Source organism: Janthinobacterium sp. PC23-8 (assembly GCF_002250505.1).
Classification (GTDB): domain Bacteria; phylum Pseudomonadota; class Gammaproteobacteria; order Burkholderiales; family Burkholderiaceae_D; genus Janthinobacterium.
Genome location: NZ_NJGY01000002.1, coordinates 329,759 through 345,468, shown reverse-complemented (window position 1 = coordinate 345,468; position 15,710 = coordinate 329,759). Strand labels below are relative to the sequence as shown.

Here is a 15,710-nt window from a genome sequence, read left to right as displayed (position 1 = left end):
TCAGTCAAGTAAGGAGGGAGGGGCGGCGCCGGGCAGGTAAATGGTAAAACTGCTGCCCAGGTCCTTGCCGGCGCTGGCCACGGTAATCGCGCCGCCGTGCAGCTCAACGATGCGGCGCGCGATATACAGCCCCAGGCCCAGGCCGCTGGCATTGGCGTGGCTTTGCAGGGTGAAGGCGCCAAACACATGTGGCAGGTCTTGCGGCGCAATGCCCTGGCCGCTGTCGTGCACGCGGATACGCACGCCATCAAAGTCGCTGGCGATGTTCAAGCCGACGCTGCCGCCCGGCGGCGTGAATTTGATGGCGTTCAGTATCAGGTTCCACAACACCTGCTGCAGACGGCGTGGATCGGCGTCAATCTGGATATGGTCGCCGTAGTTGGCCGGCGTGATGGAAAAGACGATGCGTTTTTCAATGGCGCTGGTTTCGACGGTCGACACGGCGTCGCGCACGATGCGCCCCAGCGAGACGGGCAAGCGCTCGATCGACATGGTGCCGGTCAGGGTGCGCGCCGCGTCGATCAGGTCTTCCACCATGGCCGCTTCCTGGCGCACATGCACGCGCATCGCCAGCAAGGATGCCTGCAGCGCCGGCGCCATGTCCTGCAGGGTGTGCAGCAGCAGGTCGACCCGCATCGACAGGGCCGACAAGGGGGTGCGCATTTCGTGCGAGACGGTAGCCAGGAACAGGTCGCGGGTGCGGCTCACCCGGTTCAATTCATCGATGGTGTCGCGCTGGCGGTCCAGCGAGCCGGCCAGGGTGCGCAACAATTCGCGGTAGGTAGCCAGGCGCGCGTCGGTCAGCGGCGACTCCAGCCGCACTGCGTTCCATAGCGCGTGGCCCGCCACGCCTGTCAGGGCAGCCAGCTGTTCGCAGGCCATGGGCGAACTGAAGTCGCGCATGCACCAGCCAAACACCAGTGCGCCATAACGCTCGCCGGCGCGCGTCAGGGGCAGCGAGCAGATGCGCATGCCGTGGAACAATTCTTCAGTATTCGCCTGGCCGGCCGCCATGCCGGCCACGATCCGGCGCTCGACGGCCGTGCCGGGGCCGTCGTCCTGCCACAGGCTTGACGTGCCGAGAAAGCGCGCCGTGCGCGTCGACAGCAAAGGGCCCAGCTGGCGCGCGCCGGCGATATCATAGGCAGAAACGACCAGGCCGCTTGCCTGGCTGAACTGCAGCAGTGGCGTGCGCCATTCGTCCCAGTCGACCTGGGCAAAATCGGGTTCGGCGATGCGGATCACGAAGTCTCTTGTTGCGGCAGCACTACCGAATCGGGCAGCTCTTCGCCATTGACGACGGCCGATTCGATGGCCGGACTCTGGCGCGTGGGCGAGCGCGACAGCAGGCTAGAATAGGCCGAGAACGGCAGTTGCGGCACCGCATTGGCGCGCGCCACTTCGGTGCAGTCTTCGTCGAGCAGCGCCAGGCCGCCGCTAGCGATCACATATTCGCGCGTGACCTGGCGGTTGCGGCTGCCGCGCACTTTCGGAATGGCGATGGCGCGGCGCAGCACGGTCGAGATCTCGACGTAGTTGAGCAGGATGATATTGTCGACCAGATGCGAGCCCTTGAGTTCTTCGCTGATCTGCGACAAACCCAGCAGTTCCGGGCTTTCGTAGTTGAAAAACACGGTGGCCAGGCGGTTCTTGCAGTGGGTCGCCAGCGCATACAGATAGTCGGCCACCTCCGCGCGGCTGGCCATTTCGTACACGGCGATCGAATCGAAGACGATGCAAGTGATGCCTTCCTGCTCGATCAGCTTGATCACGCGGTCGAAGTGCACGTCCAGCTCCAGTTCCAGCGGCGACTCGTACAGCAGGAACAATTCGCCGCGCTGCTGCATGCCGTCCAGGTCAAAGCCCAGCGAGGCGGCGTTGCGGGCCAGTTGGCGCGGATGTTCATCGAGCGTGACGAGCAAGGTCTTGTGGCCGGCCTTGACGGCGGCCGTCAGGAACTGCACCGACAGCACCGTCTTGCCGGTGCCGGAAATGCCGCTGACCATGGTCACCGAACCCTCGTACAGGCCGCCGTCCATCAGGATGTCGATGGCCGGCGCGCCGACCGAGATGCGCTTGTCGGACGTTGGCTGGTCGTTCAGCACCACCGGGCGCGACTGCGCGCGGCGATACACATGGATGCCCTGGTGCGCTTCGATGCGCATGGTGTGGCTGCCGGCGATAAAGTCCTGGCCGCGCGACTTCGACACCGTCAGGCGCCGCTCGACGCGGCGCCGGTGCTCGGCGCGCGACAATTCGATAATGGTGTCGAAGACGAAGCGCTCATGCGCCGGCGTGGCGATCGATTCGTCGCGCTCGGCCGTCACCATGGTGGTCACGCCCAGGCGGTTCAGGCCCTCGATCAGCACATGCACGTCTTCGCGAAACGCCAGGTCGTGTGCCTCGGCGTACAGCCGCATGGGGGTCAGGCCATCGATCAGCAGGCGCTTGGCGCCCATGGTGCGCAGCGCGGTGGAAAAAGCGCCATCGGTATTGCGGAACTCCGACAGCAGCACGGCGGGGCTGGTCTGGACGATCTTGATCAGGCCGCCGTCGATCTGTTCCTGCAGGTTCCAGCCAAAGCCGGCCGCGTCGCGCAGCAGCTTGGTCTCGTCGAGTTCGAACGACACAATCACGCCAGGCTCGTTGTATTGCGCCGCGCCGGCATGGATAAAGCCCAGCCCCAGGGTCGTCTTGCCGGCGCCGGGCGCGCCTTCGACGATGATGTTGTTATGGCGCGGAATGCCGCCGAAAAGGATTTCATCGAGCCCGGCGATACCGGTCCTGACCAGCGATTCCACGTTATTCATGTGCGATAGAGAGTAAAAAGACCATAGTTACCTACAGTGTAGCAGTTTGGCTACGGATAGGAGAGCTCGCACTCAGTCCAAGGGCGGGGGCAAACAAGGACTGTGGCTGGCAGGCTGAATATTTTGAGCCGTCCTTTCGGTTGGCGAAAAAAATCCGGTACGATAAATTTCCCGCTGTAAATGGTTGGGATGGCGCTTTTTTCCGCGGCTGCGGCCGAGAAGTAATGACACACAATAACAGGACATATTTTCATGTTTTCTTCGATCAGAACGCGCATTTTATTTTTCAGTATTTCCTTGCTCCTGCTGAGCCTTGGCCTGGTGGGTGCCGTGTCATATGTCATCGTCAAGAACTCGAACGACCGCGCCATCGACCAGAATTCCCGTTCCATCGCCGACGGCTATGCCTCCGCCATCAATGAATGGGTGGCCTCCCGCGCCAGCATGACCGCCGCTGCGGCCGAAGGCGTGCTGCAAGCGGACCCGGTGTTCGTCATCCGTCAGTTGCAAAAAGGCGGCGGCTTCTACGTCACCACCCTCGGCAAGCAGGACAAGACCGCCTTTACCTCGAACCCCGAAGGACTGCCGCCCGGCTACGATCCGACCGGCCGCTCGTGGTACCAGCAATCGGTCAAGGCCGGCACGGCCGTGGTGACCAAACCCTATACCGACGTGCTGACCAAGAAGCCGATGGTGTCGTTCACGGCCCAGGTCAAGCAGGACGGCGCCTTGCAGGGCGTGGTGGCGGCGGCCATGTTCCTCGATGGCGTCAGCAGCGTGGTCAAGGCCGTGCGGCCGACGCCGGCCAGCTTCGCCTTCCTGGTCGACCGCGACGGCCTGATGCTGGCCCACCCCGATGCGCAATGGATCAACAAGCCGGCCAAGGAGTGGAATGCCGAACTGACGGCCGAGCGTCTTGTTGCACTGGGCGGCAGCGAGGGCAAGACCGAGCTGCAGCTGAACGGCGCGGCCAAGCTGGTGCAAGGCGTGCCGATCAAGGGCACGGAATGGACCCTGATGCTGGCGATGGACAAGGCCGACGTCAACGCCGGCATGCGCCACGCCACGCAATCGGCGCTGGTCACCATCGTGCTGGTGGCGGCGCTGGCCGCCTTGATCCTCGGCATGATTACCGCCGCCGCTTTCCGCCGCCTGTCGCAAGTGCGCAATGCCATGGACAGCATCGGTTCGGGCAACGGCGACCTGACCATGCGCCTGCCCGAGGACGGCCAGGATGAAGTGAGCCAGATCGCGCGCTCGTTCAATGTATTCGTGCAAAAGATCACCGCCATCCTGCTGGAAATCCGCCGCACCAGCGATGCCGTCAAGGTGTCGTCGTCGGAGATCGCCAGCGGCAACCTCGACCTGTCCGGCCGCACCGAGCAACAGGCGGGTGCACTGGAAGAAACCGCCTCGGCCATGGAACAGCTGACCTCGACCGTCAAGCAGAATGCCGACAATGCGCGCAAGGCCAACCGCCTGGCCCTCGATGCGTCGACCATCGCCGAAGAGGGCGGTGCAGTGGTCGGTAATGTGGTCAGCACCATGGAGGCGATCAACCAGTCGTCGCGCCAGATCGTCGACATTATCGGCGTCATCGACGGCATCGCCTTCCAGACCAATATCCTGGCCCTGAACGCGGCCGTGGAGGCGGCGCGCGCGGGCGAGCAGGGTCGCGGTTTTGCGGTGGTCGCCAGCGAAGTGCGCAGCCTGGCGCAACGCAGCGCCCAGGCGGCAAAAGAGATCAAGGTGCTGATCGACTCGTCGGTATCGAAAATCACCGATGGCGGCGTGCTGGTCGAAAAAGCCGGCCAGACCATGCTGGAAATCGTCGGCAGCGTCAAGAACGTCAGCACCATCGTCAGCGAAATCGCCGGCGCCAGCGCCGAGCAGAACACCGGCATCGAAGAAATCAACCGCGCCATCGCCCATATGGACCAGGCCACCCAGCAAAACGCGGCCCTGGTCGAAGAGGCCGCTGCGGCCGCGCAATCGCTGCAGGACCAGGCGACCAACCTGGCGGTGATTGTGGGCGGCTTCAAGATGGAGGCGTAAAGGGCAGGTGATCCAGGCGGCCGGCCGATTCTTGCATTGATTGGCAAGGTCCATTCCGCTTTTGCGGGATGATCATGCCTGTTGAAAAGACGGATAATGCATGCAGTGGCGCCAAACCCGGCGCCCATCCTTGCGGAGGCTGTCATGTCCTATGGTTTTCTCGATATCGCCATCACCCCCGGCGTGCGCGCCGCGCAAGCGGCCATGGGCGCCGATCGCGCCTGGCAGGACTTCAAGGGCCACCGCGAGTTCGACCGCTTCACCGACAACGAAGCGGTCTTTCTTGCCGAACGTGACAGCTTCTATATGGCGACGGTGTCGGAGACAGGCTGGCCCTACGTCCAGCACCGCGGCGGCCCGCGCGGCTTCCTCAAATTGATCGACGATCAAACGCTGGCCTTTGCCGACTACCGGGGTAACCGCCAGTACATCAGCACCGGCAACCTGGCCACCAACGACCGCGCCTGCCTGTTCCTGATGGACTACACCCGACGCGCGCGCCTGAAAATCTACCTGCAGGTCGAGATCCTGGCGCCCGGCGCCGACCCGGCATTGACGGCGCTGGTGACCGATGCCGCCTATGGCGCAAAAATAGAACGCATCTACCGCCTGCGCCTGCAAGCGTTTGACTGGAACTGCCCGCAACACATTACGCCGCGTTTTACCGAGCAGGAAGTCAGCACGGCGGTGGCGCCATTGCGCGAGCGCTTGGCGGAACTGGAACAGGAGTTGCGGGAATTGCGGGCGAGGGTGGGGAGCGCGGAAGCGGGCGGTGCTTGACCATGTAATGAGGTGCATGCAGCCGTGTATCAAGATTGCGATTTTTTCGGAAATGCCGAACTATAAAAATTGAAAGTGGCAATAAAGAATTGTAGTATGGCAATACTTATAAATAATTTTTTTGCAGGTTCTCAATGAAGTCAACCTATGCGCCTTCAATCCGATCTCTGCTCATGCTGCTCGTCTCAGCTTGCATTGTTCCTGCATTTCTGTTGGCCGGAATCTTGATCGCCTACGATTTGCATCTTGCCCGTACAAATTTCATCCGCAGCGCCATGGCAATAGCGCGTGCGAATACGATGGAGGTAGACAAAGAGTTCGCGACGGTTGCTGCAGCACTATCGGCCCTGTCCACTTCTCCAAGCTTTGCTGCCGACAATTTGGAGGCATTCCATGCTCAGGCAGCCGATCTGTTAGTGAGGCAAAACATCTTCAATATCGTCCTGGAAGACAATCGCGGACAACAGTTAATGAACACGGTCATACCATCAGGTCACCCGCTGCCGTTGGAGCGCGATGACCAAGCGTTGAAAGCCATTCATCAACATCGGACAATGCACATTTCTAATTTATTTACCGGACCGTTATCAAAGCGTCAGTTGGTATCTGTCGGGGTTCTTTTGGTCAATCGCGCGGGCAAGGAAAACATATTATCAGGAACAGTGCCAGCTACCCGATTCGGCGAAATTCTGCGGCATCAAAACTACCCTGAATATTGGATTGCCAGTATTTTGGATAGAACTGGAGAGATTGTTGCTCGCTCCGCAGATATGGAGCGCCATACAGGCACGTTAGCTATGCCTGAAGTGTTGAAACGCCTGCGCGAGCAGCCCGAAGGTACCTTTGAGACCCGCACACTGGACGGCAAACCAATGCTCACGGTACTGGCACGTGCACAGAATTCTGGCTGGACTGTCGCCATAGGTATTCCGCTGCAGGTTTTAAACAACGAAACTGTAAACAGACTCAGGTTGCTTGTATCCCTTACGATTGTCACTTTAGGGGCGGGATTATTTTTAGCCTGGAAGATCGGTACGCGAATTCGCGATGCCATGCAAGGGTTGATTGCTCCGGCATTGGCATTGGGTTCCGGGCAAGAGGTAAGTTCGATCAACCATGGGCTGCGCGAAGCTAACGAGGTGGGCCTGGCACTGAGCAAGGCTTCGGCTATGCTGCTGGCAGCCACACACCAGGCCAATCACGATGCACTAACCGGTTTGGCCAATCGCGTCATGCTTCACTCATTCCTCGTGCAGCAACTATCTCTATGTTCTCGCATGGGTACGCCGCTTGCGGTGCTTTATCTGGACCTGGACGGCTTCAAACTCGTCAATGACATTCACGGTCATGCTGTCGGAGACGAATTATTAAAGCAAGCTGCTGAGCGCTTGATTTCTCGACTTCGCAAATCTGACCTCGCAGCTCGTATGGGAGGGGATGAGTTTGCGATTGTGCTGGTTAATAGCAACCCAAGCGATACTTTAAAAGTAATAGCAATCATCGAAGCCATGATGAAGCTGCCGTACGACATAAATGGTGTTTCACTTGTCGCTGCGGCGAGTGTGGGGCACGCTTCGTACCCTGAGTGTGGGTCGAGCCCTGAGAGGCTGCTCGATATGGCTGATCAGGCTATGTATGAACAGAAATCGCGTCGTAAAAAATCGGCTACTGGCACCGCAGCGGTCTTGCCGCAGGCATAAATTATTGTGGTCTGATTTGCCTCCGCAATTTATTGTCCACTAGGGCGTTGTTGCACGGATATTGGTCTGATCGCGGCGCCCCCATCCCCAAGTATTTCAGAGAGCCATGTTTCGATCCACGATGACCAGATCAACGGACGGTTTCATTGCGATGGCATAGGCGTACATGCCCATGCCAAGGCCCGCGACCACCACCACCCCTTGCGCGCAATGGACGTGCCAGCTGTGGCTTTCCTGTTCCAGCAGACAGGTCGACATCCAGACCGCGCGTCCTTTCTTGAGGACGGCATTCGCTTCAAAGGAGGTAGTGGCAAGGTAGCCGTCGGCCATGGTGGGCAGATGGGTCGTGATGCGCCATTCTCCCTGGCTGACCGGGCGGTAGGCCGGCAAAGGGAAAAGGCCAAAGCCGTATTTGGCCGTGAGGGAATGATGCTGCAGCAGCTTGGACGCCATCATCTTGTCATCATCCTTTTGTCCTGTCGTTTGTCATGTGATTTTCATATTGCGCCGACATTCTAACGCACGGCGATTTGCTCCAGTGCCGATGGCATTGACGCGTGTATCTTCTTGTGGTCCAATGTAAAATTGTTAAGTCGATACAATTGCCGCCTGCGCAAGGCGCATTATGAAACAAGTCGCTTGTCGGCTGCGTGGAATTTCTATAGGAGTCTCGTGAGTTCGATCATTCTCAAACAGGTCGATAAGACCTATCGCCTGGGCGCGGTTACTGTGCCGGCTTTGGCGAATATAAATCTCGAAATTCGTCCCAATTGTTTCACCGTCATATCCGGCGCGTCCGGTAGCGGCAAGACGACCTTGTTGAATATGATCGGCTGTATCGATCGCCCGGATGCCGGCGAAATTATCCTGGCTGGGCGTGCCGTCAACACCATGTCGGACAATGAATTGTCCGATTTCCGGGTGCGCCACCTTGGTTTCGTTTTCCAGAGCTTCAATCTGATGCCGGTATTAACGGCGTATGAAAACGTCGAATATCCACTGTTGCTGGCCAAGATTCCGGCGCGCGAGCGCAAGCAGCGCGTGATGTCCCTGCTCGACGCGGTGGGTCTCGCGGACAAGGCCGGCAACCAGCCCGGGCAGCTGTCCGGCGGCCAGCGCCAGCGCGTGGCCATTGCCCGCGCGCTGGTGATGTCGCCGCAGCTGGTGCTGGCCGACGAGCCGACCGCCAATCTCGACAGCGAGACCGGTGCGGCCATCATTGTCTTGATGCGCAAGATGCAGCACGAGCACAAGGTCTCGTTCGTTTTTTCTTCCCACGATCCCAAGGTGTTGGCCGAGGCCGACGATGCGGTATTCATTCGCGACGGCCGCATTACCGGTATCGAGCGGCGCGAAACGGTGTTGGAAAGGTCTTCATGATGGTGTTTTCACTCGCACTGCGCAATTTGTTGCGCAATCGGCGGCGTTCGATGACGACCCTGGCCGCGATGGTGGTCGGGCTGGTGTCGATGCTGATATTCGGCGGCTATGCACGCAATGCCATTCTCGCCACCCAGACCGGGTACGTGCAATACCACGGCCACCTGCAGATCCAGCACAAAGGCTATTTCCTGTACGGCAGCGGCAATCCCGTCGCCTACGGCATTACCGATTATCAGCGCATTATCGATGCGGTAAAAAAAGATCCGGTATTGCAGCCGATGCTGGCGGTCGTCACGCCAAGTTTGCGGCTCAACGGCATCGCGGGTAACTTTTCAAATGGCGTCTCGAAGGGCGTGGTCGCCGCCGGCGTGGTGGTGGACGAGCAAAACAAGATGCGTAAATGGGATGATTACGGCAGCCTCAGTTATGCCCCCCCGATTGCGCTGGCCGGCACGCCTGCCGATTCGGTCGTCATGGGTACCGGTGTCGCCCGGCTGCTGCAAATGTGCGCGCCGCTCAAGCTCAAGGACTGCCCGACGGCGGAAGATATGGGCGCTTCGGCCAGCGCGGGCGAAAGTGGGCCGGCCGCGCCGGACCACATTGCGGCCTTGTCGGCGCTCGAGCAGGCCGGCGCGCCCGATGCGGGCGACACGCATATCGAACTGCTGGCGGCCAGTGTGCGCGGTGCGCCCAACGTCACCGGCCTGAACGTGGTGCGGGCCGATAACTGGGGCGTCAAGGAAATCGACGACTCGCTGATCGTCATGCATCTGGACCAGGCGCAGCGCCTGGTGTTCGGCGGCGCCGCGCCGCAGGTGACGGCGATCCAGATTCAGCTGGCGCATACGGCACAGATGCCGGCGGCCAGGGCGCGGCTCGACCAATTGCTGGCAGCCGAATTCAAGACTCTGAAGCTCGAAGTACTGGATTACGAAACCTTATCGCCGATCTACAAACAGGTGATCCAATTCTTCGACTCGATGTTCGGCTTCATCTCGATCCTGATTTACATGATCGTGCTGTTTACGGTCGGTAACACGATGAGCACGGCGGTGGTCGAGCGCACCACGGAAATCGGCACCCTGCGGGCCATCGGCCAGCGGCGCGCCGGCATTCGCAGCCTGTTTGTCAGCGAAGGTTTGTTGCTGGGCCTGATCGGTGCGGGATTGGGCATCGCGATCGCCTTGCCGATCTCCTATGTGATCAATCACAGCGGCATGACTTGGGCGCCGCCCGGCTATTCGTACGAATACCCGGTTATGGTGCGGGTGTGGGGCGACAACAAGCTGATGTTCGGCAGCGCGCTCAGCCTGGCCTTCCTGACCGTCGTCTCGGCCTGGTGGCCGGCCAACCGCGCCGCGAAGCTCAACATCGTCGACGCCTTGCGCCATGTATAGTGAACCAGTCAGTACTCTTGTTTCATTACTCGGGAAATAACTTGATATGAAAAAGCGACAATTTATCACCGCAGTCTTGTCTGTGGTGCTTGGATGCAGTGCATCTGCTGCTGTTGCCAAACCCAGTGCGCAGGAAATTCTTGCCGCTAGCGATGCCATCCGCAATCCCGATCATCCATTCGGTTTAACGACCACGCTGACCGAGTACCGCGACGGCAAGCAGACCGATGTCAGCACGCTGGCCGTGTATTCGAGGGCGGACAAGGAGAGTGGGCAGTTCAGCAGCCTGATCCGCTTCATCGCGCCGGCGCGCGACGCCAACAAGCTGATGCTCAAGACGGGCAACGACCTGTGGTTCTACGATCCGTCCAACAAGGCCAGCATCCGGATTTCGCCGCAGCAGCGCCTGCTCGGCCAGGCCGCCAACGGCGACGTGGTGACCTTCAATCTGGCCAAGGACTACCACGCCACCCTGTCTGGCGAGGAAGAAGTGCTCGACGCCGACCGCCAGAAGCGCAACAGCTACAAGCTGACGCTCGCAGCGACCAAGCCGGACGTCACCTACCACCACATCGAAGCGTGGATCGACAGCGCCAACAATCGCCCGGTCAAGGCCCGCTTTTACAGCGAAAGCAATCGCCTGCTGAAAACGGCCTATTACCGCCAGTACGAAAACCAGCTGGGCGCCGAGCGCCCCACCGAAACGGTGATCATCGACGGCCTCGATCCGAAATGGGTGACGGTGCTGCGTTTCACCAACTGGGCAGTGAGGGATGTGCCGGAAGCCTGGCTGCAGCGCGACTATCTGCCGCGCTTCAAGCCGCAATAACCGTGCGGGCCACCGTCGCGTTGGTGACAACGCTGCTGGCCGGCGCGGCCTGCGCGCAAGACCAGGATGCGGCGGCCTTGTCGCTGCCCGGCTCGGCGCCGCAGGCGGCGCAAAGCGCGCGTGCCTGGCAATTGTTCGTCGAGGGGGCGGCCGGCCGTGCGCAGATACGCAATGCGGCGTTCTCCGAAGAGACGGGCGCCACCGAACGCGTCTCGATCGACCTGCAGGTCGACGCCACGCTGGCGCCCGGCCTGCGCGGCATCCTGGCCAACCGGCTCGATGTCGATTGGCTGCACCGCTTTGAACAGCGCAAAGAGGTCAACACGCTCAAGGAAGCCTATCTCAGCTGGCAGCCGCGCCACGACATCATTCTCGACTTTGGCCGCGTGAATCAGTATTCGGGCGTCGCCAACGGCTATAACCCGACCGACTTCTTGCGCGATGGCGCATTGCGTTCCCCGGTGTCGCTCGATCCGGCCAGCATCAAGAAAGACCGCCAGGGCAGCGTGATGTTGCGCGGACAGGCGCTGTGGGACGGCGCCTCGCTGACGGCGCTGTATTCCCCGGCGCTGAGCGAAGCGCCCAATGCATCGGCCTTCAATCCCGACTGGGGCGCGACCAATGCGCGCGACCGCGCCTTGCTGATCTTCAGCAAGCGCCTGAGCGAAGACTTGAACCCGCAGTGGCTGTTGTACAAGGACCGGGGCGCAGCGCCGCAGTTCGGCATGAACCTGACCAAGCTGGTCAATGATGCGACGGTGGCCTATGTCGAGTGGTCTGGCGGGCGCAGCCCGTCGCTGCTGGCACAAGCCCTGGGGCAAGAGGGCGGCGAGGCGTTCCGCAACCGGGTTGCGACCGGTGTTACCTATACCACCAGCAACAAGCTCTCGCTGAACCTTGAATATCAGTACAACGGCACCGGACTCGACAAAACGCAGTGGGATGCATTGTCGCGCGTGTCGCTGCCGGCCTACGCCCGTTATCGGCAGTTCGCGCAGGCGGCGCAGGAAATGCCGACCCGCCATGCGGTGTTTTTCTACGCCACCTGGCAAGACCTGTTGATCAGCCATCTCGACCTGGCGGCAATGATGCGCCGCAATAGCGATGATCATAGCCGCGTTGCCTGGGTTGAACTGCGCTACCGCTGGACGCGCGACGAAGTCGCGTTGCAATGGCAGGGCAACAGCGGCAGCTTGCTCAGCGATTACGGCGCTTCACCTCTGCGCAAGGCCTGGCAAGTTTCCTACCGGCATTTCTATTGACGGTCGGGAAATTTTGGAGGGCCGCCACGTGTCCTGCCCGTTGCAAAATGCGCACACGACATTTAGTCAACATGGTGAATATATCAATATAATTCTTTCAAGAATTTAGCTTTTTGTGCATTATGATGCCACGCTAAATTCCTTGTGGGAACTAATAGCAGCTTGCCTGTGTCCGCCTGTGGTGTAACGCTGCTGCACCCTCTCCCCTTTGTGGTAACTAGATCAACACTTGCGCGTGCGCGCCGTACTCGAGGATTCGTAATGTCGGTCTTTGTGTTTCCAGGTCAAGGCTCCCAGATCAAGGGAATGGGGCGGGAGTTGTTTGACAGCGTGCAGCAGTTCATGGACGCGGAAAACGACATCAACGACATCCTGGGCTATTCGCTGCGCGAACTTTGCCTGGATAACCGCGACAACCTGCTGCAGCAGACGCAGTACACGCAGCCTTGACTGTATGTCGTCAATTGCCTCCACTACCTCCAGGCAATCGCTGCCGGACGGGGCCCGGCCTATTTTGCGGGGCATAGTCTCGGCGAATACTCCGCACTGTCGGCCGCAGGCGCTTTCGGCCTGGTCGATGGGCTGCGCCTGGTCAAGCGGCGCGGGGAATTGATGGCGCAGGCGCGCCAGGGCGCAATGGCGGCCGTGCTTGGGTTATCGGCAGCCGGGGTCGCGCGCGTGCTGAGCGAGCATGGCCTGGCGTCGATCGACGTCGCCAATTTCAACTCCCCGACCCAGGTCGTCATTTCGGGCCCGAGTGCGGACATCAAGCGGGCGGGCGCCCATTTCACCGATGCGGGAGCGAGGCTATACGTGCCGCTGCAGGTCAGTGCCGCTTTCCATTCCCGCTACATGGCCGACGCGGCGCAGCAATTTGCACGGTTTTTGGCGGATTTCGTCTTTCAGCCATTGCGCGTGCCGGTCGTAGCCAACGTCACCGCGCTGCCTTATCCGGCAGGTGATCCGTCCAAGGTGATCCCGGCATTCCTGGCTGCGCAGATCACCCGTCCGGTGCTGTGGAGCGAATCGGTTTCCTGGCTGATCCGGGCGGGGCAGTCGGAATTCGCCGAGATGGGGCCCGGGCGGGTGCTTACCAAACCAGCGAGCGCATCCGGTCATGGATGCAATTGGCAATGAACGCGCCAAAATACAAGTTTTCCTGGATCAGGCCATGCGCATAGACATCCTGTGTGCCCAGTGCGAGGCTGAACACGCCGATGTCGCCATCCTTATTATGAACAGGAAAGCTCACCCCCGTGGCGAGTCCATGCCGTTGGGCCTCGCCGACAAAACGCGCTTGCTCCGCGTCGATATGCCCGTAGGGATCCCAGACCAACGGCGTCAATGTCGAGTGGGCGTGCTGCACCGCAGGGTCGATCCGGGCCAGGTCATCATGCTTGTATTGCTGCAGCCATGCAGCAGGATAATTGCTCAATATCCGGTCGATACGCCGGGTATGGTCGAGAACGAAGCGGGCACGGTAAAAATAATAATCAAAACCGAGCCGATTGCTCACGCGCTCGATCATGATCTTGATCTTGATCTGCTCTTCATTTTCACACTGCCGCAAATCTTGAAATTTTTTTAATTCCACATGGGTATCGAATCCGACCTGCAAACTACGCTGCTCGCTCACCATTGATTGCCTCGACTAGTAAGAATTTGTCGGGAACACAGACATGCTCGATAAGCCCGGCAATGACACTTCGCCGTCCTTGCCCACCGGCTGGCTCGCGTCCGGCCTACTGGTAAATCATCAGGTATTTCGCGGGGATGGCGAGCGGGTGCAGCACGCCTGACAAAGCCAGATCGATCAGCACGGCCAGCACCAGGCCGACTGCCGCCGGTACGCCGATGGCGAGCCTGCGCACCATCGGCGAACGCGCTTCGACTTGCCAATATGCAGCACAGCCCAGGTGGGTGAACAGGGCGCAGACGGCAAGGAAATAATATGGCGCAAAAAATAATACATATGGCATCAGGACAAAACCGGCTGCGGCATAGTAAAAATTGGTATCGAGCCTGAGCGCGGCGCGGCCGAACAGGACCGCGCCCACATGAACAAGCAGGAACAGGGCCAGGTAGAGCCCTGAACCCGCCTGCAGCCAGGCTACCAGCCCGGAGCGTTTTTTCCATCCCCGCAGCACCATCCATATGCCGCTGCCACATTGAAACAGCACGCACGCCAGCAGTAGCGGCTCGACCACGGCATTCCGGTACAGTGGCCGGATCGCCTGCATGAAGGCGAGGTGCGCGTGGACGCCGGCAACCGCCACCAGGTGGTTACCCAGATGCAGCACTATATACATCGCCAGAAAACAGGCCGACAGGCGGTGGAACTTACGGCTTGACATAGACATTCATGAGTGCGCTCGATTTTCCCTGTGTTGCACTGCCCCTCCATGCGGCACCGAGAGCGGTAACTACCGCCGGGCCCCCTTGTTTTTAATGTTTATTTGCGCAATGTTTTTTATTTGCAAATAATTCCAAGTATATCTGATCTTGGGTGATTTCAGGGCAGGAATGTGTTCGAGCAAGTCATGCCGCTTGAGCTTGCCGCTGGACGTACTGGGGATGTGCTGCACCACGTCGATCCGGTCCGGACGCAGGGCGCGCGGCTTGAGCTCAAGCTGGATGCGCCGCATCAGCGATGAGGCCACCTCGTCGCCCGATTCCGCGCAACTGCCCAGTACGATGTAGGCGCGTAGACGCACCAGGCCTTCCGGCGTGGCAATGGGGACGGCGGCGGCGCGCTCGACGCGGCGGTCGGCCAGCAGGCATTCTTCCAGCTGTTGCGGGCTGACCCACTGACCAGTGACCTTGACGCGCTCGCTGTCGCGCGACAGGAAGCGATAGCCGGCGCCGCTGGGCACGAACAAGTCCTTGGTCAGGAACGGCGCGTCAGCCGGGTCGATCCCGGCGCTGCTGCCGGCCACCAGGTAGCCGAGCATCATGCACCCCTTCGACAGGGCGAAGGTACGCGCCGATTCGGAGGCCGGCCAGAGCAATCAGGTAAAGTGTTGTCCACTGACAATGCGTACCGACTCATGCCCAACAAACACAACGAAAAGCGCCGCCACCACATACCGAAGATGAAATTCAAGGTAACGAACTGGGCCGAGTACGATGCCGGTCCGACCATAGATATGGGAGATGCTTTTCAAGTGACGCCGTTGCTGGACCAAATCGATGCCAGGATCGGTGAGATTGAATTCAGTGCAATTCTCGAGACCCTATTAAAGACTCACGGAGTCAATGGCATGCATGATTTGCGCACACGTAAAATGGAGGACATGAATATCGCGGACGTCCACCTCGAGGTCGAGGCATCCTTGACGGTCGAAGCTGGGCATGATATTGCTGTCGATGCCCGCCGACGTGTGCTCGAGCGTCATCCGGTTTTCAATCTGATGGCGCACATCGATCTATGGAGGCGACCGGATCTGGATCACGAAAGTGAGCTGCGCCCATGTAGTCTAGAAAGGGCTGGATGA

At 60.0% G+C, this 15,710-nt stretch carries 14 protein-coding genes and 1 pseudogene; 9 read left to right on the top strand and 6 right to left on the bottom strand.

Translation table 11 applies throughout. The features are described from left to right. Nucleotides 1-1,245, bottom strand: coding sequence for a sensor histidine kinase KdpD (locus CD932_RS16635; RefSeq protein WP_094443912.1), 1,245 nt, complete (start codon nt 1,243-1,245; stop codon nt 1-3). Further along, nucleotides 1,242-2,810: an ATPase domain-containing protein gene (locus CD932_RS16630; RefSeq protein ID WP_094443911.1), complete on the bottom strand. Its 1,569-nt coding sequence runs from the start codon at nt 2,808-2,810 to the stop codon at nt 1,242-1,244. Before CD932_RS16630 ends, CD932_RS16635 begins: the two co-directional genes overlap by 4 nt. Before the next feature lie 252 nt (nt 2,811-3,062). Between CD932_RS16630 and CD932_RS16625 the strand changes: the two genes are divergently transcribed. The 3 genes from CD932_RS16625 (at nt 3,063) to CD932_RS16615 (ending at nt 7,345) form a co-directional block, all read left to right on the top strand. After that, nucleotides 3,063-4,865, top strand: coding sequence for a methyl-accepting chemotaxis protein (locus CD932_RS16625; RefSeq protein ID WP_094443910.1), 1,803 nt, complete (start codon nt 3,063-3,065; stop codon nt 4,863-4,865). 144 nt (nt 4,866-5,009) lie between these two features. Beyond that, the gene (locus CD932_RS16620; RefSeq protein WP_094444441.1) at nt 5,010-5,645 is read left to right on the top strand and encodes a pyridoxamine 5'-phosphate oxidase family protein; all 636 of its coding nucleotides are present in this window, start codon (nt 5,010-5,012) and stop codon (nt 5,643-5,645) included. 134 nt (nt 5,646-5,779) lie between these two features. Then, nucleotides 5,780-7,345: a diguanylate cyclase gene (locus tag CD932_RS16615; protein WP_094443909.1), complete on the top strand. Its 1,566-nt coding sequence runs from the start codon at nt 5,780-5,782 to the stop codon at nt 7,343-7,345. Nucleotides 7,346-7,441: 96 nt separating this feature from the next. Here CD932_RS16615 and CD932_RS16610 read toward each other — a convergent pair whose 3' ends face one another. Continuing rightward, a complete protein-coding gene (locus tag CD932_RS16610) occupies nt 7,442-7,801 on the bottom strand; it encodes a hypothetical protein (RefSeq protein WP_141213278.1) in 360 nt (119 codons plus the stop codon). Nucleotides 7,802-8,017: 216 nt separating this feature from the next. Here CD932_RS16610 and CD932_RS16605 point away from each other — a divergent pair, with 216 nt between their 5' ends. The 5 genes and pseudogenes from CD932_RS16605 to fabD all read left to right on the top strand — a co-directional run bounded on the left by CD932_RS16605 (nt 8,018) and on the right by fabD (nt 13,353). Continuing rightward, a complete protein-coding gene (locus tag CD932_RS16605; RefSeq protein WP_094443907.1) occupies nt 8,018-8,725 on the top strand; it encodes an ABC transporter ATP-binding protein in 708 nt (235 codons plus the stop codon). Beyond that, a complete protein-coding gene (locus CD932_RS16600) occupies nt 8,722-10,125 on the top strand; it encodes an ABC transporter permease (protein WP_094443906.1) in 1,404 nt (467 codons plus the stop codon). The genes CD932_RS16605 and CD932_RS16600 overlap by 4 nt, the downstream gene beginning before the upstream one ends. 46 nt (nt 10,126-10,171) lie before the next feature. Next, entirely contained in the window at nt 10,172-10,954 is a 783-nt protein-coding gene (locus CD932_RS16595; RefSeq protein ID WP_094443905.1) for an outer membrane lipoprotein-sorting protein, read from the top strand. A gap of 2 nt (nt 10,955-10,956) precedes the next feature. After that, nucleotides 10,957-12,216, top strand: coding sequence for a hypothetical protein (locus CD932_RS16590; protein WP_094443904.1), 1,260 nt, complete (start codon nt 10,957-10,959; stop codon nt 12,214-12,216). Nucleotides 12,217-12,477: 261 nt separating this feature from the next. Next, nucleotides 12,478-13,353 (top strand): annotated as a pseudogene (gene fabD, locus CD932_RS16585) (ACP S-malonyltransferase). On the opposite strand, the gene CD932_RS16580 reads toward fabD, so the two are convergent. From CD932_RS16580 to CD932_RS16570, 3 genes are all read right to left on the bottom strand, one after another. Then, nucleotides 13,307-13,855: an autoinducer binding domain-containing protein gene (locus CD932_RS16580; RefSeq protein WP_094443903.1), complete on the bottom strand. Its 549-nt coding sequence runs from the start codon at nt 13,853-13,855 to the stop codon at nt 13,307-13,309. The pseudogene fabD and the gene CD932_RS16580 overlap by 47 nt on opposite strands. A gap of 103 nt (nt 13,856-13,958) precedes the next feature. Then, nucleotides 13,959-14,570, bottom strand: a complete 612-nt coding sequence (locus tag CD932_RS16575; protein WP_094443902.1) for a hypothetical protein — start codon at nt 14,568-14,570, stop codon at nt 13,959-13,961. A 69-nt stretch (nt 14,571-14,639) separates the two neighbouring features. Further along, nucleotides 14,640-15,170, bottom strand: coding sequence for a hypothetical protein (locus tag CD932_RS16570; protein ID WP_141213277.1), 531 nt, complete (start codon nt 15,168-15,170; stop codon nt 14,640-14,642). Between the two features lie 93 nt (nt 15,171-15,263). Here CD932_RS16570 and CD932_RS16565 point away from each other — a divergent pair, with 93 nt between their 5' ends. Continuing rightward, nucleotides 15,264-15,710: a cation transporter dimerization domain-containing protein gene (locus CD932_RS16565; protein ID WP_094443900.1), complete on the top strand. Its 447-nt coding sequence runs from the start codon at nt 15,264-15,266 to the stop codon at nt 15,708-15,710.

Bases quoted from the DNA above. Each gene is read 5' to 3' on its own strand.
- CD932_RS16620 (WP_094444441.1), top strand. From the start codon at position 5,010: ATGTCCTATGGTTTTCTCGATATCGCCATCACCCCCGGCGTGCGCGCC.
- CD932_RS16610 (WP_141213278.1), bottom strand. From the start codon at position 7,801: ATGATGGCGTCCAAGCTGCTGCAGCATCATTCCCTCACGGCCAAATAC.
- CD932_RS16625 (WP_094443910.1), top strand. From the start codon at position 3,063: ATGTTTTCTTCGATCAGAACGCGCATTTTATTTTTCAGTATTTCCTTG.
- CD932_RS16565 (WP_094443900.1), top strand. From the start codon at position 15,264: ATGCCCAACAAACACAACGAAAAGCGCCGCCACCACATACCGAAGATG.
- CD932_RS16600 (WP_094443906.1), top strand. From the start codon at position 8,722: ATGATGGTGTTTTCACTCGCACTGCGCAATTTGTTGCGCAATCGGCGG.
- CD932_RS16630 (WP_094443911.1), bottom strand. From the start codon at position 2,810: ATGAATAACGTGGAATCGCTGGTCAGGACCGGTATCGCCGGGCTCGAT.
- CD932_RS16575 (WP_094443902.1), bottom strand. From the start codon at position 14,570: ATGTCAAGCCGTAAGTTCCACCGCCTGTCGGCCTGTTTTCTGGCGATG.
- CD932_RS16595 (WP_094443905.1), top strand. From the start codon at position 10,172: ATGAAAAAGCGACAATTTATCACCGCAGTCTTGTCTGTGGTGCTTGGA.
- CD932_RS16570 (WP_141213277.1), bottom strand. From the start codon at position 15,170: ATGATGCTCGGCTACCTGGTGGCCGGCAGCAGCGCCGGGATCGACCCG.
- CD932_RS16580 (WP_094443903.1), bottom strand. From the start codon at position 13,855: ATGGTGAGCGAGCAGCGTAGTTTGCAGGTCGGATTCGATACCCATGTG.
- CD932_RS16615 (WP_094443909.1), top strand. From the start codon at position 5,780: ATGAAGTCAACCTATGCGCCTTCAATCCGATCTCTGCTCATGCTGCTC.